The organism is Arthrobacter sp. PvP103, assembly GCF_017833075.1.
GTDB lineage: Bacteria > Actinomycetota > Actinomycetes > Actinomycetales > Micrococcaceae > Arthrobacter.
Window position 1 is genome coordinate 3,241,809 of sequence record NZ_JAFIBQ010000001.1, and the last position, 15,879, is coordinate 3,257,687.

The following is a 15,879-nucleotide window of genomic DNA, read 5'->3' on the forward strand; positions in this document are numbered from 1 at the left end:
GCGGCTCCCTCGCTTCGAGGGAGCCGCACTTTGCTTTTACTGGGAGGTGACGAGCCGGTGGTGGATCATTTGCGGGCTGAGGCCAGCATCCCCTCGACTTCCTTCTTGAACTCCTCAGCGGCCGCTGAAGGTGACTTACGGTCATAGAGGACTTCGTCGGTGTACCGCTTGATGACATTCTGCACGCTGCCCGACCCGACCGGCGGTACAGGGGGCGCCTCAGCCATCTCAGGTTTGATGTCCTGGAGGAAGCCGACCACCGTCGAGTCCGCCGTCTTCAGCTTCGGCGTAATGACCGCCAGAACTTCAGAGTTGGCAGGGACCCCGCGGTCGGTCATCAGGATCGATCCAGCCTCCGGGCTGTTTGCCAGGTAGTTGATGAATGTTGCCGCTGCCTCCGGGTTCTTGGACCTCGAAGAGGCGGACCAGAACATTGAGGGCTTGTAGTACATGCCGTTGTCAGCCGCTTTTCCGTCCGTGCTCGGTGCGCGGAGCATCTTGATGCTGCTTCCCGTGGTGGTCTCCAGGGATCCGAGCTGATTGGTCCACCACCACGCCATGCCGATCCTATTGGTCCCGAACAGGCTCTCTTCCAAACCGGCGCCTGCGTCCTCCGTAGCGACGGTGGCCGGCGGGCTTGCCTGGGAATCTCGTTGCTTTTTCAGGCGTTCCCAAAACGACGCCGCAGTCCCGGCGTTGAAGGCCAGCTTGCCGTCCGGTGAGTACAGGTTTTCGCCGTGCTGACGAAGCCAGATGATGAGGTCGGCTTCGTTGCTGCCGTATGCAGCCCCGAAGTTTGTACCCCCTCCCGCCTTTGTGAGCTTCGTGGCGATTTCGTTGAAGTCATCCCAGGTCCAGGTGGCGTCGTCGGGAAGCGGAACGTTGGCCGCCTCGAACACCTTGGTGTTCGCCATGACCACGTAGGCGTTCTTGCCTGTGCTGAGTCCGTACTGGGCATTGTCGTACTGGCCGGAGGCGAGCTGTTCCTTGTCCATTTTCGACAGGTCGATGCCGTCTTGCTTGGCCAGGTCAAGGAGGGCTCCGCGGCCACCGTATTCGGCAATGTATTTCTGATCCATCTGGATCACGTCCGGTGCATCATTGGCGGCGGTGGTGGTGGCCAGCTTGTCCCAGTATCCGCTCCATTCCCCAGGGGCCGCTTTGATCTTGATGTTGGGGTGTTCGGCCTCGAACGCGTCGATCACCTTTTGGGTCTGGGCGTTGAGGTACTCGTTGCCCCACCAGGCAAAGCGCAGTGTGACTTCCTTGTCGCCGCCGGAACCTGTTGACGCGCCGCAGCCCGTGACCAGCATCGCGAGGGCAGCGGCGGTGGCTCCAATCCTGAGTCGAAACCTGCTTCCGGACGAGATCTTCATTGATACGCCTTCCTGTGTACAGCCGTGGAATTGTTTGAAACTGCGATGTCCGCGCCGCGGGGGGCGCTGAATGCCGAACAGCCATTGAGAAAACGCTTTCTGAACGGGGAGTTCTGATTCTTGCACGCACAATCTGAGCCTGTCAACGATTGATGGTAAGCGTTTTCCGGGAGGGCGGTGGACGGCTGGAAACCACAATGTCGGGCCGGTCTGGCAGGATAGTGCGGTGACGATTACTGCAGCAGCCGACGGTTCGGCTTTAGGAAATCCCGGTCCGGCCGGATGGGCCTGGTACGTGAATGACGACTGCTGGCGGGCCGGCGGCTGGCCGCACGGCACCAATAACCAGGGTGAGCTGATGGCCGTGCTGGATCTCTTCCGTTGCACTGCACACCTTCCCGGGGAGGAGCTGCATATTCTGTGCGACAGCCAATATGTCATCAACTCGGTCACCAAGTGGATGCCCGGCTGGAAACGCAAGGGCTGGCGCAAGGCCGATGGCAAGCCAGTCTTGAACGTGGAGATCCTGCGGGAAATCGACCAGGCGCTGAGCGGACGCAAATACCGCTTCGAGTGGGTCCGTGGCCACGCCGGACACGATCTGAATGAGGCCGCCGACGACCGTGCGCGGGCTGCTGCGACCGCCTATCAGCAGGGCATTGCCGTGCGGTCCGGGCCGGGTTTCGTCCGCGGCGACGGCGCCTCTGCAGCCCCCGCCGCCAACGCGCCGGCGGTGCGGGATTCCCCGGCGCCGGGCAGCAGCAACCGGCCTGATCACTTTGCCGAGCCGGATCTTTTCAGTGAGCTGGAGACAGATCCGTTCGCGGCTCCAACCGGGCGGGAAGCAACTCCCGAGGCCGTTGTTGAAGCACTGGAACGGGAGCTGCTTAGCCCGGATACCCGCGCCGACATCGGACGGACCGGCGTGCTGCTTCACCCGGAGTTTACGGAAATCGGCAGTTCCGGCAGGCTGTGGACACGGGATTCAATGATGATGTCGCTCGAGGAGAACCCTGGCGGTGCAGCCGAACTGGAGATGATCGGCGCCGAGCGGATCGGCGCTGAAGCGGTCCTTCTGACCTACCGCAGCAAGGGCCGGGAAGGATCCTCGCTCCGTAGTTCACTCTGGGTCCTCGACGGAAAACGCTGGCGCCTGCGCTTCCACCAGGGAACACCGGAAGCGTAGTCCAGGTCAGCTGAACCGCTGCGTATTACCCTGCTCTGCCTGGGCATAAGTGGCGGCCGCCGAGGCGAGGGCCGTGTTGATGGACGCGAGGGCGGCCTCCACTTTCCCCTGCGTGATGGTCCACTCGGTGATCAGTCCTTGGAAGTTGGTGGCCGCCGATCCGCGCCATGTGCCCTGCAGCTCATCCAGACCCCTCTTCATCGCCTGGACGTCCGTGCTGATACGGTCAACCGTAGCTTTGACGTTGGCGGATTTGAGCTGGAGCAGTTCGGTATCAACAGAGATGATGCTCATTGGTATTGCCCTTCGACGCTGTTCGAAAGCCTTCTTCAAGCTTGCGGGCGGCCGGGTGTTCGGACCGCTACGTCGAGCCTAGGAAGCGCAGAGAAAACCCCGCTACAGCTGCTGGCTATATGTGGACAACTTCGCCGCCGTCGCCGCCGTCGGGCTCACTGTGGGCGTAGCCGGCCGCCTCGTCCTGGAACGGGAGGCTCACCACCATGGTGGCGCCGCCGCCGTCGGTCGGAACCACCTGGACAGAGCCTGAATGCGACCCGACAATGGCAGCAACGATGGCCAGACCAAGGCCACTGCCGCCGGTTTCGCGGGTCCGCGAGGTGTCCGCGCGATAGAAACGCTCAAAGATCCGGGATGCTTCGTCCTCCGGGATCCCGGCACCATGGTCGCGCACCTCGATGACGGAGGACCGCCGGCCGGCATCGTCAGTCCGGACCCCTACCGCGAGCTCAACGGGTGTCCCGGCCGGGGTGTAGCGGAGGGCGTTGCCCACCAGGTTGCCCACCACCTGGCGCAGCTTTGCCTCATCGCCCAGTACCGGTGCAGGAGACGGCGGTCCGCCGTCGAGACCTGTCAGCGAAATGGTCCGGTCCCGGTCGCTGGCCTGGGTGTCCACCACGGCGTCATTAGCGAGGAGCAGCAGATCCACAGGCTTCTGCTGGAGGGGGCGCTGCTCATCCAGCCTGGCGAGGAGCAGGAGATCCTCCACCATGGAGCCCATCCGCTTGGCCTCGCTCTCAATCCGACCCATTGCGGTGGCCACGTCCTCTTCCTTCGTCAACGCACCCTGGCGGTAGAGCTCCGAGAAACCGCGGATTGTCACCAGCGGGGTGCGGAGTTCATGCGAAGCGTCAGCGGCGAAGCGGCGCATGCGCTCTTCCGACGCCATCCTGGCCGCGAAGGCGGACTCAATATGGCTCAGCATGGCATTGAGGGAGCCACCAAGCCGGCCCACCTCCGTGGCAGGATTCTCCACGTCCACTCGGCGGGAGAGATCACCCGCGGCAATGGCAGCGGCGGTCCTCTCCACACGCGCAAGCGGCCGGAAGGACCTGGAGACCGTCCAGGTGGCAATGAAGAAGGCCAGCACCAGGGTCAGGAAGCCCACGCCGATCACCACAAGTGACGCATGCTCCACGACCGAGTCCACGGGGGCCAGGGGCAGGCCGATGATGACGACCGCATTTCGCTGGTTGCCGTCCAGGACCGGCAGCGCCACGACGCGCCAGTTGCGCCCGTCCGTACCCCTGACCTGGAAGGGGGCCAGATCCAGCCTGTTGGCTTCGGCGGGGGACAGGCTGTCGATGTCCGGGTGCGAGTCCTTGCTGCCGCCGAAGGGAAACGCATCCTGGTCCTGGCGCAGGAGCATCAGGGAGTAATCCGTGGGGATGTTCGGATTCTGCTGGAGCAGCTGGCTGAAGGACTGCTGCTGTTTCACCGAATTGACGGCGACCTTGAGCTTGTCATCAACCTGTCCCTGCAGGTAACTGTGCAGGAGTGTCAGGGTGCCGGAACCGGTCACGGCGAGCGCCACCAGCATAAGTGCCATCATGATGGCCACCAGCTGGGAACGCAGTGAAGCCGACTTCCAACGGTGCAGCAAGGTTAGCGCTTCTCGGCTGTCCGCAGTACGTAGCCCACCCCGCGCTTGGTCTGGATCAGGGCCGGCGCATCGGGGTCGATGTCCACCTTGCGACGCAGGTACGAAATGTAGGACTCCACGATGGACGCGTCGCCGTTGAAGTCGTATTCCCAGACATGGTCCAGGATCTGGGACTTGGACAGCACCCGGTTCGGGTTCAGCATCAGGTAGCGGAGAAGCTTGAATTCGGTCGGCGAAAGCTCGATCACGGTGCCGCCCCGGCGCACCTCGTGGGCGTCGTCGTCGAGCTCGAGGTCGTCTACGCGGATCACGGCGTCGTCGTCAATCAGGGGCTGGGTGCGGCGGAGTACGGCGCGGATCCTGGCCACTACCTCGTCCAGGCTGAAGGGCTTCGTGACATAGTCGTCGCCGCCTACGGTGAGTCCGGTGACTTTGTCCTCGGTATCATCCTTCGCCGTGAGGAAGAGGACGGGGAAGTGCTTGCCGGAGGCACGCAGCCGGCGGGTCACCGTAAACCCGTCCATGTCCGGCAGCATGACGTCCAGGACGGCAAGGTCGGGGGCGTGGAGCTCGGCGGCGGCGAGGGCGTCGCGTCCGTTGCCGGCCGAGACAACCTCGAAGCCCGCGAACCTCAAGGAGGTGGAGAGCAACTCGCGGATGTTTGGTTCATCATCTACGACGAGCAGCTTGGCTTCGGGACCGTTCTTTTTCATACCTCCCATGATGCTCCCAGAATCTGGGAGTTTTCTGAATGAATGTTGAGTGTCCCGTGGGTGGATCTCCCTACGAGGCGCGGCGTCACTTCACCATTCTGCTCAAGGGCCTTGCCAGCATTGGCTGCGGCAGCCCTGCGGCCATGCGTAAGCAGCGGGTGCGGGAACCCTTTTCGCGGCAAATTCGTTCGTGCTGCCAAGGGTTTCCACTGCTACCGGCCAGTACTAGAGTGAGGCCACTGAGTCCACCAGGATTCGGCACGAAACGTTCATGCGGCACCCAATGAAGGGGATTTTCCACCATGACGGAAGTAAACGCGCCTGAGAGTACCCGTACAGCCGACCGCAGCATCCGCGACTGGGCAGACCTGGCTGAGGAGATGTGGTCCTACCTGACGGGGAAGGGCGCTGCGATCAACTACAACTTCATCGACATGACCGTGGAGGTTCCGCGTGACATCGGCCCGGACGCCCCGCGCGCTACCTGGAAGCTCAACGGCAGCCTTCGGGTAACCACCAGCGACAAAGACGCCACGGGGTCAGACGAGAACCGGAGCTGAGCGGGACGTGAACGGATTCCGCCTCGACATGGATCTGGACTTCTCGTTCACCGATGAGTCCGGAACGGTAACGCGGGGAACGGCCGGGGCAAGCGGCAGCGAAGTACGAATCGCCGTGGACGGGCTGGAATCGTTCGGTTCCAGCGGCATGCCGTCGCTCGATGACGTCCGCCCTTTGGCCCAGACCCTGGCGGACCGCGGGCTCACCGTGGTGGTCGACGGTCCGGACGGACACATTGTGAGCCTCGGCGCGGTCACCAGCCCGGCATCGCAGCGGCTCATCACGCGCTCGCCCCATATCAAGCTGGGAAAGCTCGGTGCCTTGGCGCCGCTCATGAAGCGTGGACGACGCTCGGCGCGGGCATTCTCGCTGCTGCCGCCCCAGACACCGCTGCCGTTGATGCCGACTGTCAGGCGGAGCATCGTCCGCCGCGTCACCACCACCCACCACACAAGGGGGAGCGGAAGGCCACGGCTCATTTTTGTGCAGGACTCGGCCACCTGGAACGGTCAGGTGCCGCGCGAATTTACGCTGAGCAGGGAGATCGTGCGGATAGGCAGCGACGCGTCTTCGGACGTCCAGCTTGCCGGGCTGGACGGCCTCCACGCGGAAATTGTCCACAACGCTGACGACGAGTACGTACTGGTGCCGCACGGAAAGGTCGCAGGCAGCGTCTCGTCAACCGGTGAGTCGGTCCTTCGCACGGGCGCGCGGATACAGATGGGGCAGTGGTGCCTGGCATATTTCCGCGAGGAATTCGCTGACCACGGGCGTCCCTTCGGGGGGCGCAGCGGCGGGGAGCTTGCGTACCAGGCGCCGCAGCTTGATCCGCGGACCGGAACCACGGAACGGGACGGTTCATGGGGGGTTAGCTGACCGCCCGTCGCGGAGCCGCCGGGGGATCAGGTGGCCGTGGGATTCCGTCCCACGTCTTTGGCGTCCATGATCCGGTAGGCGTAACCCTGCTCTGCCAGGAACCGCTGGCGCTTTGCCGCGAAGTCCTGGTCGAGGGTGTCCCGGGCCACCAGTGAGTAGAACCGTGCCGCGCGGCCGTCCTGCTTGGGGCGCAGCAGGCGGCCCAGGCGCTGGGCTTCCTCCTGCCGGGAACCGAACGAGCCGGACACCTGGATGGCCACCGAAGCCTCCGGAAGGTCAATGGAGAAGTTGGCCACCTTTGAAACCACCAGGGTCTGCACCTCGCCAATCCGGAATGCCGCGAACAGCTTCTGGCGTTCCTTCACTGACGTGTCACCTTTGATGACGGGGGCCTGGAGCCGCTCACCCAGCTCGTCCAGTTGGTCAATGTACTGGCCGATGACCAGGAGCTGCTCACCCCGGTGTTGCTCCACGAGCTGTTCCACCACGGCGGTCTTCGTCTCGGAGGTGGCGCACAGCCGGTATTTGTCCGCGTCCTCGGCCATCGCGTAGGCGACACGTTCGTCGTGTGGGAGGTCCACCCTCACTTCCACGCAGTCCGCGGGCGCGATGTAGCCCTGGGCCTCGATGTCCTTCCAGGGGGCGTCATAGCGCTTGGGGCCGATCAGGCTGAAGACTTCGCCTTCGCGGCCGTCCTCGCGCACCAGCGTGGCCGTCAGCCCCAGCCGACGCCGGGCCTGCAGGTCCGCCGTCATCCGGAAGATGGGTGCCGGCAGGAGGTGGACCTCGTCGTAGATGATCAGGCCCCAGTCGTGGCCGTCCACCAGTTCCAGGTGGGGGTAGAGCCCGCCGCGTTTCGTCGTCAGGACCTGGTACGTTGCGATGGTGACCGGGCGGACTTCCTTGACCGATCCTGAGTACTCGCCGATTTCGTCCGCCGTCAGCGAGGTCCGTTTGACCAGTTCGTCCTTCCACTGCCGGGCGGACACGGTGTTGGTCACCAGGATCAGCGTCGTGGTGGAGCTCGTGGCCATGGCCGCTGCGCCCACCAGCGTTTTGCCCGCACCGCAGGGGAGTACGACGACGCCGCTGCCGCCTGCCCAGAAGTTCTCCGTGGCCAGTTTCTGGTACGGCCGGAGCTTCCAGCCGGATTCGTTGAGCATGATGGGGTGCGGCGTCCCGTCCACGTAGCCGGCCAGGTCTTCGGCGGGCCAGCCGATCTTCAGGAGCAGCTGCTTAAGCTGTCCCCGCTGCGAGGAATGGACCACCACGGTCTCGCCGTCGATCCGAGGCCCCAGCAACGGCTGGATTTTTTTGGCGCGGGACACTTCTTCAAGCACCGGGTAGTCGCTGGTCCGCATCACCAGCCCATGCTGGGGGTCCTTTTCCAGCCGCAGCCTGCCGTACCGGGACATCGTCTCTTCGATATCGATCAGCAGGGAATGCGGCACGGGAAAGCGCGAATACTTCAACAGGGTGTCCAGAACGCGTTCCGCGTCCAGCCCTGCCGCGCGGGCGTTCCAGAGGCCCAGCGGAGTAAGCCGGTAGCTGTGCACGTGTTCCGGCGCCCGCTCCAGTTCCGCGAAAGCAGCGATGGCGTGCCTGGCTTCTGTTGCCTGCTCATGGTCCACTTCGAGCAGGATTGTCTTGTCGCTCTGGACGATCAGGGGCCCGTCGGTCACGGCGTCCAAGCCATCGTGCCGCAGGTCTGTGGGGTGCTGGTCACTGCTGGAATTCCTCTTCAGCCTCAATGTCGATGATCCGGTGGATGGAGAGCACGCGTTCGGTTTCGCGGGCCGGGTCGAAGACCCTGACCCGTCCGCCGCTCACAGATACCGGAACAACCGTTTCCCTGCTGGAATTCCCCTGGCTGTCCACAACGTTCATCACCACTGCCTGCCGGAGGCGGATGGCCTTTTGCAGGGTTTCGAGCCCGAGCTGGGTTGCTTCCTCGCCGGTTACGGCCGACGGCGGGCGGCGGCTTCCGTTGCCGTCCGAACCGGGCGGGGTCCGCTGGCTGCGGAGGATCGCCAGCTGGGCGTCGACGTCGGCCTCCGCCGGCGCCGTACGTGGCGCGCTGTACACGGGACGTCCGCTGCCTGGAACGGCTGTGGTCCGGCGCAGCCGGATCAGCGTTGACTGCGGTTCCTCGACTGCCGGTGACAATCCCAGCGCACGCAATACCTGCGCGGTTTCCTTCGGGGGCGCGTGGGAGATGAGGACCGTGGGGGCGATGCGGACCAGGCCCAGCCCCGACGCGCTGGATTCCTTGACCAGTTCCAGCAGGGCATCCTCGTCGTCGCTCTGGATGAAGCTGGAGGCCACCCCCACCCGCAGTCTGCCGTGCCGTGCAGCGGTGTCCTCCACCAGGTATTCGAGCGGCTGCGGTACGGCAGTGGCCGAGTGTTCGCGCAGGAAACCCAACAGGGTGGCGGCGTCATGGCCGGCGTCAAGGGCGCGGCGGATGGATGCCACGGAGAACCGGTAGATGGTGGCAGGGCCCTGGCCTTCGGCATCGGCCATCACGAGGAGCTTCTCGCTCAACTCCGGCGCCAGGTAGCCCGGCGCCACAGCGGTGAGGTCAGCCTGCAGCAGGACGTGGTTAAGGGCGGCCGGCAGATGCTCTCCGAGGATGTCCAGCGCCTCATCGGGCCGTTCCGCGGCAATGGCGGAACCCAGCTGGCTGAGCGCGCCCGAGCCGATGAGGCCCAGCATTTCCGCCTCGGCCAGGACGCCCCGGATCAGCGAACTGAAGCGTCTGGCCATCCTGGGCTGGGTCCATTCGGCCCGCTGGAGTACCGCCGCGGCGTCCAGTACCGGCGCTTTGCCGTCCGCTTCCTCGGCTTCAAGCGTCAGTTCGTTCAGGATCTCCAGGATGCGCTTCCGGACCACGGGCGCGTCCGGCCGCTGGGCTTCGGCGGATAGTGCGTTGATGGTGGTGCCGGCTGCTGCCCGGTGCGGAGCCGGCCCCGCACCGGGACCCGCGGCAGGCTGGCCCACCAGCGACGGGGCGCGCTCGCTGGCCAGCCAGGCATTCACGAGCCAGAGCCACTGTTCCTGCCGTGGCAGGGTCAGCCACTCCAGTTGTTCCGGCTGCACCCAGGCGGAGCTGTCAACGTCCAGCCGGAGCAGTCCGGCCAGGGCGCAGAGTTCAACGAGCAGTCCGGCGCGGTGCAGATCGATCCGGAGCGAGTCGGACAGCCGCTTCATCTCACGGACGCCGACGCCGCCGCTCCGCAACGTCACGAGGGGCTGCTCGCGCACGGCGTACAGGAGTTCGCCTGTCAGGCGGAGGGTTTCGGCGATCGCACCCAAGGCGGCATTGCGCCGCAGCGCCGCGGTGGTCTGTCCAAGCCTGGGTGCCGGGGGAGTCAGCGTGAAGTCCTCGATCACGGCGCCGCCGCGGAGGGCGATCCCCACGCTGTGCGGCAATTCCACGTGGGCGGCGTCCAGCGGCACCAGCAGGCCCCTTGCGAGGAGCCAGTCCACGGGGCCGACGTCGGACCCTTCGTTGAGCACCGACGCCCGCCGTTGCGCTTGGGGTACGGCCCCCATGGCCCAGTTCCCGAAACGGGCAAGGAGAGCGGTGGTGCGGTCCGGGGCGGTGGCGAGGATCTGTTGCAGGGCCTCCGGCGTGGCCGTCCAGTGCTGCAGCGACAGGGCCGCTTCCATGGGGGTCGTGGCGGGATGGATGGCGGCTCCGCTGTGGTGCAGTTCGGCCACAAGCTGCACCACCCGCTGGGCGAAAGCCGGCTGCAGCCGTACAAGTTCCGTATAGCTCCTGCCCAGTCCTGCCGGGTAGATCCCCACGACGTCACGGAGGCTTCCCACCGGAAGGTAGAAACGCTGGCGGGGACCGGCGGGCACGGCGGCGCCGTGCGGCGGCTCTGCGCGGTGCACAAGGGCCAGTTCTTCCAAAGACTGCAAAATTCGTTCGATGGCGGACAGCGACGCACCGTGGATGACTTTCTTGAGTCCCGCTGCCGAGGCGCTGTGGGCAGTGTCCGTATTCGTGCAGAGGTGGAGGGTCTCCAATACCTGCATCTGCGGCCGGTTCAGCCGCTCCAGGGCCCGTTGCACGCTCACCCTCGCGCTGGCCCGGGCCGCGAGGGCCGCGAAGTCCGGAACGTTCGGTGAGACCAGGTCCGGCCGCGCGGAGAACAAGGCCCGCAACGAGTCGTCGCTGCGTGCCTCCAGTTCCTTGCTGAGCGCGCGAATAAGGGACATCAGTCCAACGTTACCGCCCGCCGGACTTTCCTGCCCGGCGGCGGGCGGCAACGCCGTCGATCACCAGGACGATCATGAGGAGGAAAGCCAGCGGCAGGCCATACAGGGCCAATGTAGTTACCCACACGGGGGCGGCGCTGCCGGCAAAGGCAATGGCCATGACGGCGCCCACGGCAGCCAGCGAAAGGATGGCAAAAACCGCCGCAACTATCATCAGTGGCCGCCGGTAGCGGGAGGGTGTCATGGAAGTAACGCTAACAGCCCGGCTGTGCCCGTGCCGCAAAGCGGGAAACCGGGCTCCGGCAGGATAACCTTGAAGATACAGACCAACATGGTCCAGGCAGTCATACCCTGAACCCGCATATCAATGCGGATGCGGTGGCCGCCGGCCGTGTCACAGGAAGTCCAGAACGAAGAAGGTTGATTACGTGCCTACCGGCAAGGTCAAGTGGTATGACAAGGAAAAAGGCTTCGGATTCCTCGCAGGTGAGGACGGCCAGGAAGTATTCCTGCCCAAATCCGCACTGCCCGAGGGCGTAACGGAACTCAAGGCCGGCACCCGCGTGGAGTTCGGCGTGGCTGACGGCCGCAAGGGAGCCCAGGCCCTCGGCCTTCGCGTGCTGGACAAGACACCGTCCATTGCCAAGGCCAAGCGTCCCAGCGCCAAGGACCTGGCGCCCCTCGTCCAGGACCTGGTGACCGTGCTGGACAACCTGTCCGGAACGCTGTCCGCCGGAAAGTACCCGGAAGGCAACAAGGCCAAGGCGATCGCCGCCGCCCTCCGTAAGGTTGCCGACGAGCTGGACGCTTAGGCCTCCCCATGACTTCCCAACCTGACCAGAGCACCCCCAAGCCGGCTTCAAAGCCCCGTGCCGGCGTTCCCGTGTGGCGCACCGGGAAACCGGATGCGGTGCTCGCTGCGGCTGTGGACTTTGCCCGGGCTGCGGTAGAGGGCATCGCCCCGGCCGAGCAGATCGGTCAGCACCTGGGCGCAAAGAGCGAAGGGGACCGTATTGTCACGCATCTCTTCGAGTCCCGGCTCGCCGGGTATCAGGGGTGGCAATGGTACGCCGTGATCACGCGCAATTCCCGGTCCAAGGTCATCACGGTGAACGAACTTGGCCTGCTGCCTTCGGAGGACTCCGTCCTGGCGCCCGAGTGGGTGCCGTGGGCTGAACGGGTGCGCCCGGAGGACGCCCAGGACGATGAACTGGACGCCGAGACCGTGGACGCCGTCCCGGCCGTTTTGGACGCAGGCGGGGTTGACGATGCGGACTTCGACGAGCATGCCGATGCTAACGGCGACGTCAGCGAGGCACCGGAGGAAGAGCCCGGCTCCGACCGCGAGGCCGACTAGCCAGTTGGAACCGTGGGGGACTGAGGATCTCGGAGGCCGGCGATGATGTCCACCTTCAAGTCCCTGCATATCCTCAACTACCGCCTTTGGTTTGTGGGCGCCCTGATTTCCAACATCGGGACCTGGATGCAGCGCACGGCCCAGGACTGGCTGGTCTTTGACCACCTGACAGACCACGACGCCGGGGCCATGGGTATCACCATGGCACTGCAACTGGGGCCGCAACTGTTCCTCGCACCCGTGGCCGGGCTGGTGGCTGACCGCTTTAACCGCCGCCACCTCCTGGTGACGACCCAGTCCGCCATGGCGCTGCTGAGCACGGGACTGGGGCTCCTGGTGGTCCTGGGCGCCGGCCAGCTGTGGCACGTCTACGCCTTTGCCCTTCTGCTGGGCCTTGTGTCCGCCCTCGATGCTCCTGTCAGGCAGACGTTCGTCTCGGAACTGGTGCGGGACGACTACCTGCCCAATGCGGTGGCACTCAACAGCGCATCCTTCAACGTGGCCAGGATGATTGGACCCGCGGTGGCCGGCGTGCTTACGGTGGCAGTGGGGCCGGGCTGGGTGTTCCTGATCAACACTGTGACGTTCCTGGCACTCCTGTTCAGCCTGTGGAAGATACCCGCTTCCTCTCTGCGAGTCCTTCCGCGGGCGGCTCCCGGCAAGGGACGGATCCGCGAAGGGCTGCGCTATGTGCGGTTCCGCCCGGACATCGTGGTGGTGCTTGTGGCCGTCTTCATCGTGGGCACCCTCGGGCTCAACTTCGTCCTGTTCATCGCGGCCATGGTGGGCACGGAATTCGGGCTGGATGCCAGTGCCTTCGGATTGATGAACTCCATCATGGCCATCGGCTCCGTGGCGGGGGCACTGTTGTCCGCCGGGCGGTCCAAGCCCAGGCTCCGGATCATTTTCGGGGCAGCCGGCGCCTTCGGGGTCACGTCGGGGCTGGCGGCCCTGGCGCCGAACTACTTCTGGTTCGGCGTGGCCCTGGTGCCGGTAGGCCTTTTTGCCATAACCATGATGACCAGCGCCAATGGTTACGTGCAGACCACTACGGACCCTGTGATGCGCGGCCGGGTGATGGCCCTCTACATGGCGATCTTCATGGGCGGCACACCCGTCGGCGCTCCGCTGGTGGGATGGGTGGCCAATGTTGCCGGCCCCCGCTGGTCCATGTCCGTGGCGGCGGCATCCGGGCTGCTGGCCGCGGTGATCGGCATGGTGTGGATTGTCCGGGCCAAGCAGCTGAGGCTCGGATTCAACCGCCGCGCCCGGGGACTGCGCTATTTCCGGCTGGTGTCCGCCGGGCCCGACCACGACGGCGAAGCTGAAAGAAGCGTGCGCAAAGACGAAGGCGCCGTCCGGGAGCAAAACCCGGACGACGCCGTCGAACGCTAACGCGCCTGCGCTGGCTGGTTCCTTACTTGCGCAGTTCTCCCACAACGTAGTCGATGCTGGACAGGAGAGCGGAGACGTCGTCCGGGTCGATCGCCACGAAGGTGGCGATGCGCAGCTGGTTGCGTCCCAGCTTGCGGTACGGCTCCGTGTCCACAATCCCGTTGGAGCGGAGAACCTTTGCGATGGCCGCAGCGTCGATTGAATCGTCGAAGTCGATCGTGGCGATCACGTTTGAACGGTCTTCGGCCTTGGCAACGAACGGCGTGGCGTATTCGGAGGTCTCTGCCCAGGAGTAGATGCGTCCGGCCGAGTCGGCGGTTCGGGCCGCGGCAAAGTCGAGGCCGCCGCTGGCGTTCAGCCACTGCACCTGTGCGTCCAGGGTGACCAGGGTGGCCAGCGCCGGGGTGTTGTAGGTCTGGTTGAGCCGGGAGTTGTCGATGGCAGTCTGCAGGTCCAGGAAGTCGGGGATCCACCGGCCGCTTGCCTTGATCCGTGCAGCGCGCTCCAGGGCGGCGGGGGAGAAGAGGCCCAGCCACAGGCCGCCGTCGGACGCGAAGTTTTTCTGCGGTGCGAAGTAGTACACGTCAGCCTCCGACACATCGACGTCCAAGCCGCCGGCAGCGGAGGTGGCATCGATCAGGACCAGCGATCCTTCATCCGCCCCGGCAACCCGCGTGACGGGGGCAGCGACACCTGTGGACGTCTCATTCTGGGGCCAGGCGTAAACGTCAATGCCGGCTTCCGCCTGGGCTACGGGCCGCGTACCAGGCTCGGCCTTGAGGATGGAGGATGCGTCCAGGAACGGAGCCTTGTTGGTGGCGGAGGCGAACTTGGAACCGAACTCGCCAAAGGAAAGGTGCTGGGCCTTGCTGTCCACCAGCCCGAACGCCGCGACATCCCAGAACGCGGTGGAGCCGCCCACTCCGAGGATGACTTCGTAGCCGTCCGGCGCGCGGAAGAACTCGCTCAGGCCGTTGCGGACGGACCCTACGAGGTTCTTGACCGGAGCCTGGCGGTGCGAGGTGCCAAGAAGCGTGGCGGAGGCGGCAGACAGGGCCTCGATCTGCTCGGGGCGTATCTTTGAAGGCCCGGCGCCGAACCGTCCGTCCTTGGGCAGGAGGTTGGCGGGGATAGTGATGCTGCTGTCGCTCACAATGGCTCCAATTTATCGGCGTGGACGTGGGAGAGGCCCGGCAATGCACGGGTTCCTGCTGGGGGATCCCCTATATTCTGCCTGACGCGCCAGCGGGGAACGGAACGGTATCCGTCATAGTCCAGTCACTGAGACATCCCTGAGGCGGTAGCCGCCCCGTCCCTGTGAAGCTCCGCGCCGAATTATCCGGAGTAATTCAAAATAGGCTAAGCTGGTCCCTGACGTATAGCGGGCCGCGATGCGGGCGGGCTGATGCCGCGAGGCCGTTCCCCCTAAGGCTGATCGGTGGATGCAGGTCCACTTCGCCAAGGCCAACGGGAAACGCTGCCGCGCGGTACGGTGGGACTGACGCAAGGACTGTGCTCGAGGAGCTGAGCTGGATGACGGATCTGATCGACACCACGGAGATGTATCTTCGGACAATCTTGGAGCTTGAGGAAGAGAACATCGTTGCTCTCCGTGCGCGGATTGCCGAACGGCTCCGCCACTCCGGACCCACCGTTTCGCAGACCATTGGCCGGATGGAACGCGACGGACTGGTGGTTGTTTCGGGCGACCGGCACCTTGAGCTCACCGAAACGGGCCGGAAACGGGCTACCGAAGTCATGCGCAAGCACCGCCTTGCGGAGCGGCTCCTCGCCGACGTCATCGGCCTCGACTGGGCGTATGTCCATGACGAAGCGTGCCGCTGGGAACACGTCATGAGCGAGCGGGTTGAGCGCCGCATTTTTGAGCTTCTGGACCACCCCACGGTTTCCCCATACGGCAACCCCATTCCCGGCCTGGCGGCACTCGGCGGCCAGCCCGCTCCGGCGTTTACCGACGGCGTGGTGAACCTGCTTGACGCCATGGCCGGATACGGGGTCGACTCGCGCGTTACCGTGAGCCGCCTGGCCGAGCCCATTCAGGTTGAGCCGGAGCTGCTGGTGCAGCTTGATGAAGGCGGCATCCGTCCGGGGGCATCCCTGTCCTTGGAGCGCGTGGGGGAGTACATCTCGGTGCGCGTACCCGAGATCGAAGGTGCACTGGAGCTGCCGCCCGAAGTGGCAGCTCACGTATTTGTTACGGTCCGCTAACCGCGCACCTTGTAGGACCACCTACAACGCACTGAGACGCAGATAACGGAATTATTACC

Annotated in this window: 15 protein-coding genes; 7 read left to right on the forward strand and 8 right to left on the reverse strand. The window is 65.0% G+C overall.

What is annotated here, in order from left to right:
- Positions 1-65: 65 nt before the first annotated feature.
- A complete protein-coding gene (locus JOE41_RS14990) occupies positions 66-1,376 on the reverse strand; it encodes an ABC transporter substrate-binding protein (RefSeq protein WP_209752798.1) in 1,311 nt (436 codons plus the stop codon).
- A 226-nt stretch (positions 1,377-1,602) separates the two neighbouring features.
- Here JOE41_RS14990 and JOE41_RS14995 point away from each other — a divergent pair, with 226 nt between their 5' ends.
- Positions 1,603-2,562, forward strand: a complete 960-nt coding sequence (locus JOE41_RS14995; protein WP_209752799.1) for a ribonuclease HI family protein — start codon at positions 1,603-1,605, stop codon at positions 2,560-2,562.
- A 6-nt stretch (positions 2,563-2,568) separates the two neighbouring features.
- Here the strand turns inward: JOE41_RS14995 and JOE41_RS15000 are convergent, their stop codons facing one another.
- From JOE41_RS15000 to JOE41_RS15010, 3 genes are all read right to left on the reverse strand, one after another.
- Positions 2,569-2,856, reverse strand: a complete 288-nt coding sequence (locus JOE41_RS15000; RefSeq protein WP_011690647.1) for a WXG100 family type VII secretion target — start codon at positions 2,854-2,856, stop codon at positions 2,569-2,571.
- Positions 2,857-2,971: 115 nt separating this feature from the next.
- Entirely contained in the window at positions 2,972-4,462 is a 1,491-nt protein-coding gene (locus JOE41_RS15005) for a cell wall metabolism sensor histidine kinase WalK (RefSeq protein ID WP_043429396.1), read from the reverse strand.
- 2 nt (positions 4,463-4,464) lie between these two features.
- Positions 4,465-5,175 carry a response regulator transcription factor gene (locus tag JOE41_RS15010; protein ID WP_043429399.1) on the reverse strand — a complete coding sequence of 237 codons (711 nt, stop codon included), beginning with the start codon at positions 5,173-5,175 and terminating at the stop codon, positions 4,465-4,467.
- Positions 5,176-5,477: 302 nt separating this feature from the next.
- On the opposite strand from JOE41_RS15010, the gene JOE41_RS15015 reads away from it, so the two are divergent.
- Positions 5,478-5,735 (forward strand): hypothetical protein, encoded by a 258-nt coding sequence (locus JOE41_RS15015; protein ID WP_011690650.1) that lies wholly within the window; start codon positions 5,478-5,480, stop codon positions 5,733-5,735.
- Between the two features lie 7 nt (positions 5,736-5,742).
- On the forward strand, positions 5,743-6,612 hold the full coding sequence (locus JOE41_RS15020) for an FHA domain-containing protein (RefSeq protein WP_011690651.1): 870 nt from the start codon (positions 5,743-5,745) through the stop codon (positions 6,610-6,612).
- Between the two features lie 26 nt (positions 6,613-6,638).
- Here JOE41_RS15020 and JOE41_RS15025 read toward each other — a convergent pair whose 3' ends face one another.
- From JOE41_RS15025 to JOE41_RS15035, 3 genes are read right to left on the reverse strand one after another with little or no spacing between them, the layout of a single operon-like run.
- Positions 6,639-8,294, reverse strand: coding sequence for a DNA repair helicase XPB (locus JOE41_RS15025; protein ID WP_209752800.1), 1,656 nt, complete (start codon positions 8,292-8,294; stop codon positions 6,639-6,641).
- Between the two features lie 40 nt (positions 8,295-8,334).
- Positions 8,335-10,839, reverse strand: a complete 2,505-nt coding sequence (locus JOE41_RS15030) for a helicase-associated domain-containing protein (protein ID WP_209752801.1) — start codon at positions 10,837-10,839, stop codon at positions 8,335-8,337.
- Positions 10,840-10,849: 10 nt separating this feature from the next.
- Complete coding sequence (locus JOE41_RS15035) at positions 10,850-11,083, reverse strand: hypothetical protein (RefSeq protein ID WP_011690654.1); 234 nt, start codon at positions 11,081-11,083, stop codon at positions 10,850-10,852.
- 184 nt (positions 11,084-11,267) lie between these two features.
- Between JOE41_RS15035 and JOE41_RS15040 the strand changes: the two genes are divergently transcribed.
- The 3 genes from JOE41_RS15040 to JOE41_RS15050 are packed head-to-tail and all read left to right on the forward strand — an operon-like array spanning position 11,268 to position 13,591.
- Positions 11,268-11,651 (forward strand): cold-shock protein, encoded by a 384-nt coding sequence (locus tag JOE41_RS15040; RefSeq protein WP_011690655.1) that lies wholly within the window; start codon positions 11,268-11,270, stop codon positions 11,649-11,651.
- An 8-nt stretch (positions 11,652-11,659) separates the two neighbouring features.
- Complete coding sequence (locus JOE41_RS15045; protein ID WP_209752802.1) at positions 11,660-12,196, forward strand: DUF3027 domain-containing protein; 537 nt, start codon at positions 11,660-11,662, stop codon at positions 12,194-12,196.
- Positions 12,197-12,241: 45 nt separating this feature from the next.
- Entirely contained in the window at positions 12,242-13,591 is a 1,350-nt protein-coding gene (locus JOE41_RS15050) for an MFS transporter (protein WP_245200725.1), read from the forward strand.
- A 22-nt stretch (positions 13,592-13,613) separates the two neighbouring features.
- Here the strand turns inward: JOE41_RS15050 and serC are convergent, their stop codons facing one another.
- Positions 13,614-14,744, reverse strand: coding sequence for a phosphoserine transaminase (gene serC, locus JOE41_RS15055; protein ID WP_011690658.1), 1,131 nt, complete (start codon positions 14,742-14,744; stop codon positions 13,614-13,616).
- Positions 14,745-15,124: 380 nt separating this feature from the next.
- On the opposite strand from serC, the gene JOE41_RS15060 reads away from it, so the two are divergent.
- Positions 15,125-15,820, forward strand: a complete 696-nt coding sequence (locus JOE41_RS15060; RefSeq protein ID WP_011690659.1) for a metal-dependent transcriptional regulator — start codon at positions 15,125-15,127, stop codon at positions 15,818-15,820.
- Positions 15,821-15,879 lie beyond the last annotated feature (59 nt).

Coding starts and splice junctions, on each gene's coding strand:
- JOE41_RS14990 (WP_209752798.1), bottom strand. CDS start 1,376: ATGAAGATCTCGTCCGGAAGCAGGTTTCGACTCAGGATTGGAGCCACC.
- JOE41_RS15000 (WP_011690647.1), bottom strand. CDS start 2,856: ATGAGCATCATCTCTGTTGATACCGAACTGCTCCAGCTCAAATCCGCC.
- JOE41_RS15010 (WP_043429399.1), bottom strand. CDS start 5,175: ATGAAAAAGAACGGTCCCGAAGCCAAGCTGCTCGTCGTAGATGATGAA.
- JOE41_RS15015 (WP_011690650.1), top strand. CDS start 5,478: ATGACGGAAGTAAACGCGCCTGAGAGTACCCGTACAGCCGACCGCAGC.
- JOE41_RS15030 (WP_209752801.1), bottom strand. CDS start 10,839: ATGTCCCTTATTCGCGCGCTCAGCAAGGAACTGGAGGCACGCAGCGAC.
- JOE41_RS15035 (WP_011690654.1), bottom strand. CDS start 11,083: ATGACACCCTCCCGCTACCGGCGGCCACTGATGATAGTTGCGGCGGTT.
- JOE41_RS15045 (WP_209752802.1), top strand. CDS start 11,660: ATGACTTCCCAACCTGACCAGAGCACCCCCAAGCCGGCTTCAAAGCCC.
- JOE41_RS15050 (WP_245200725.1), top strand. CDS start 12,242: ATGTCCACCTTCAAGTCCCTGCATATCCTCAACTACCGCCTTTGGTTT.
- JOE41_RS15060 (WP_011690659.1), top strand. CDS start 15,125: ATGACGGATCTGATCGACACCACGGAGATGTATCTTCGGACAATCTTG.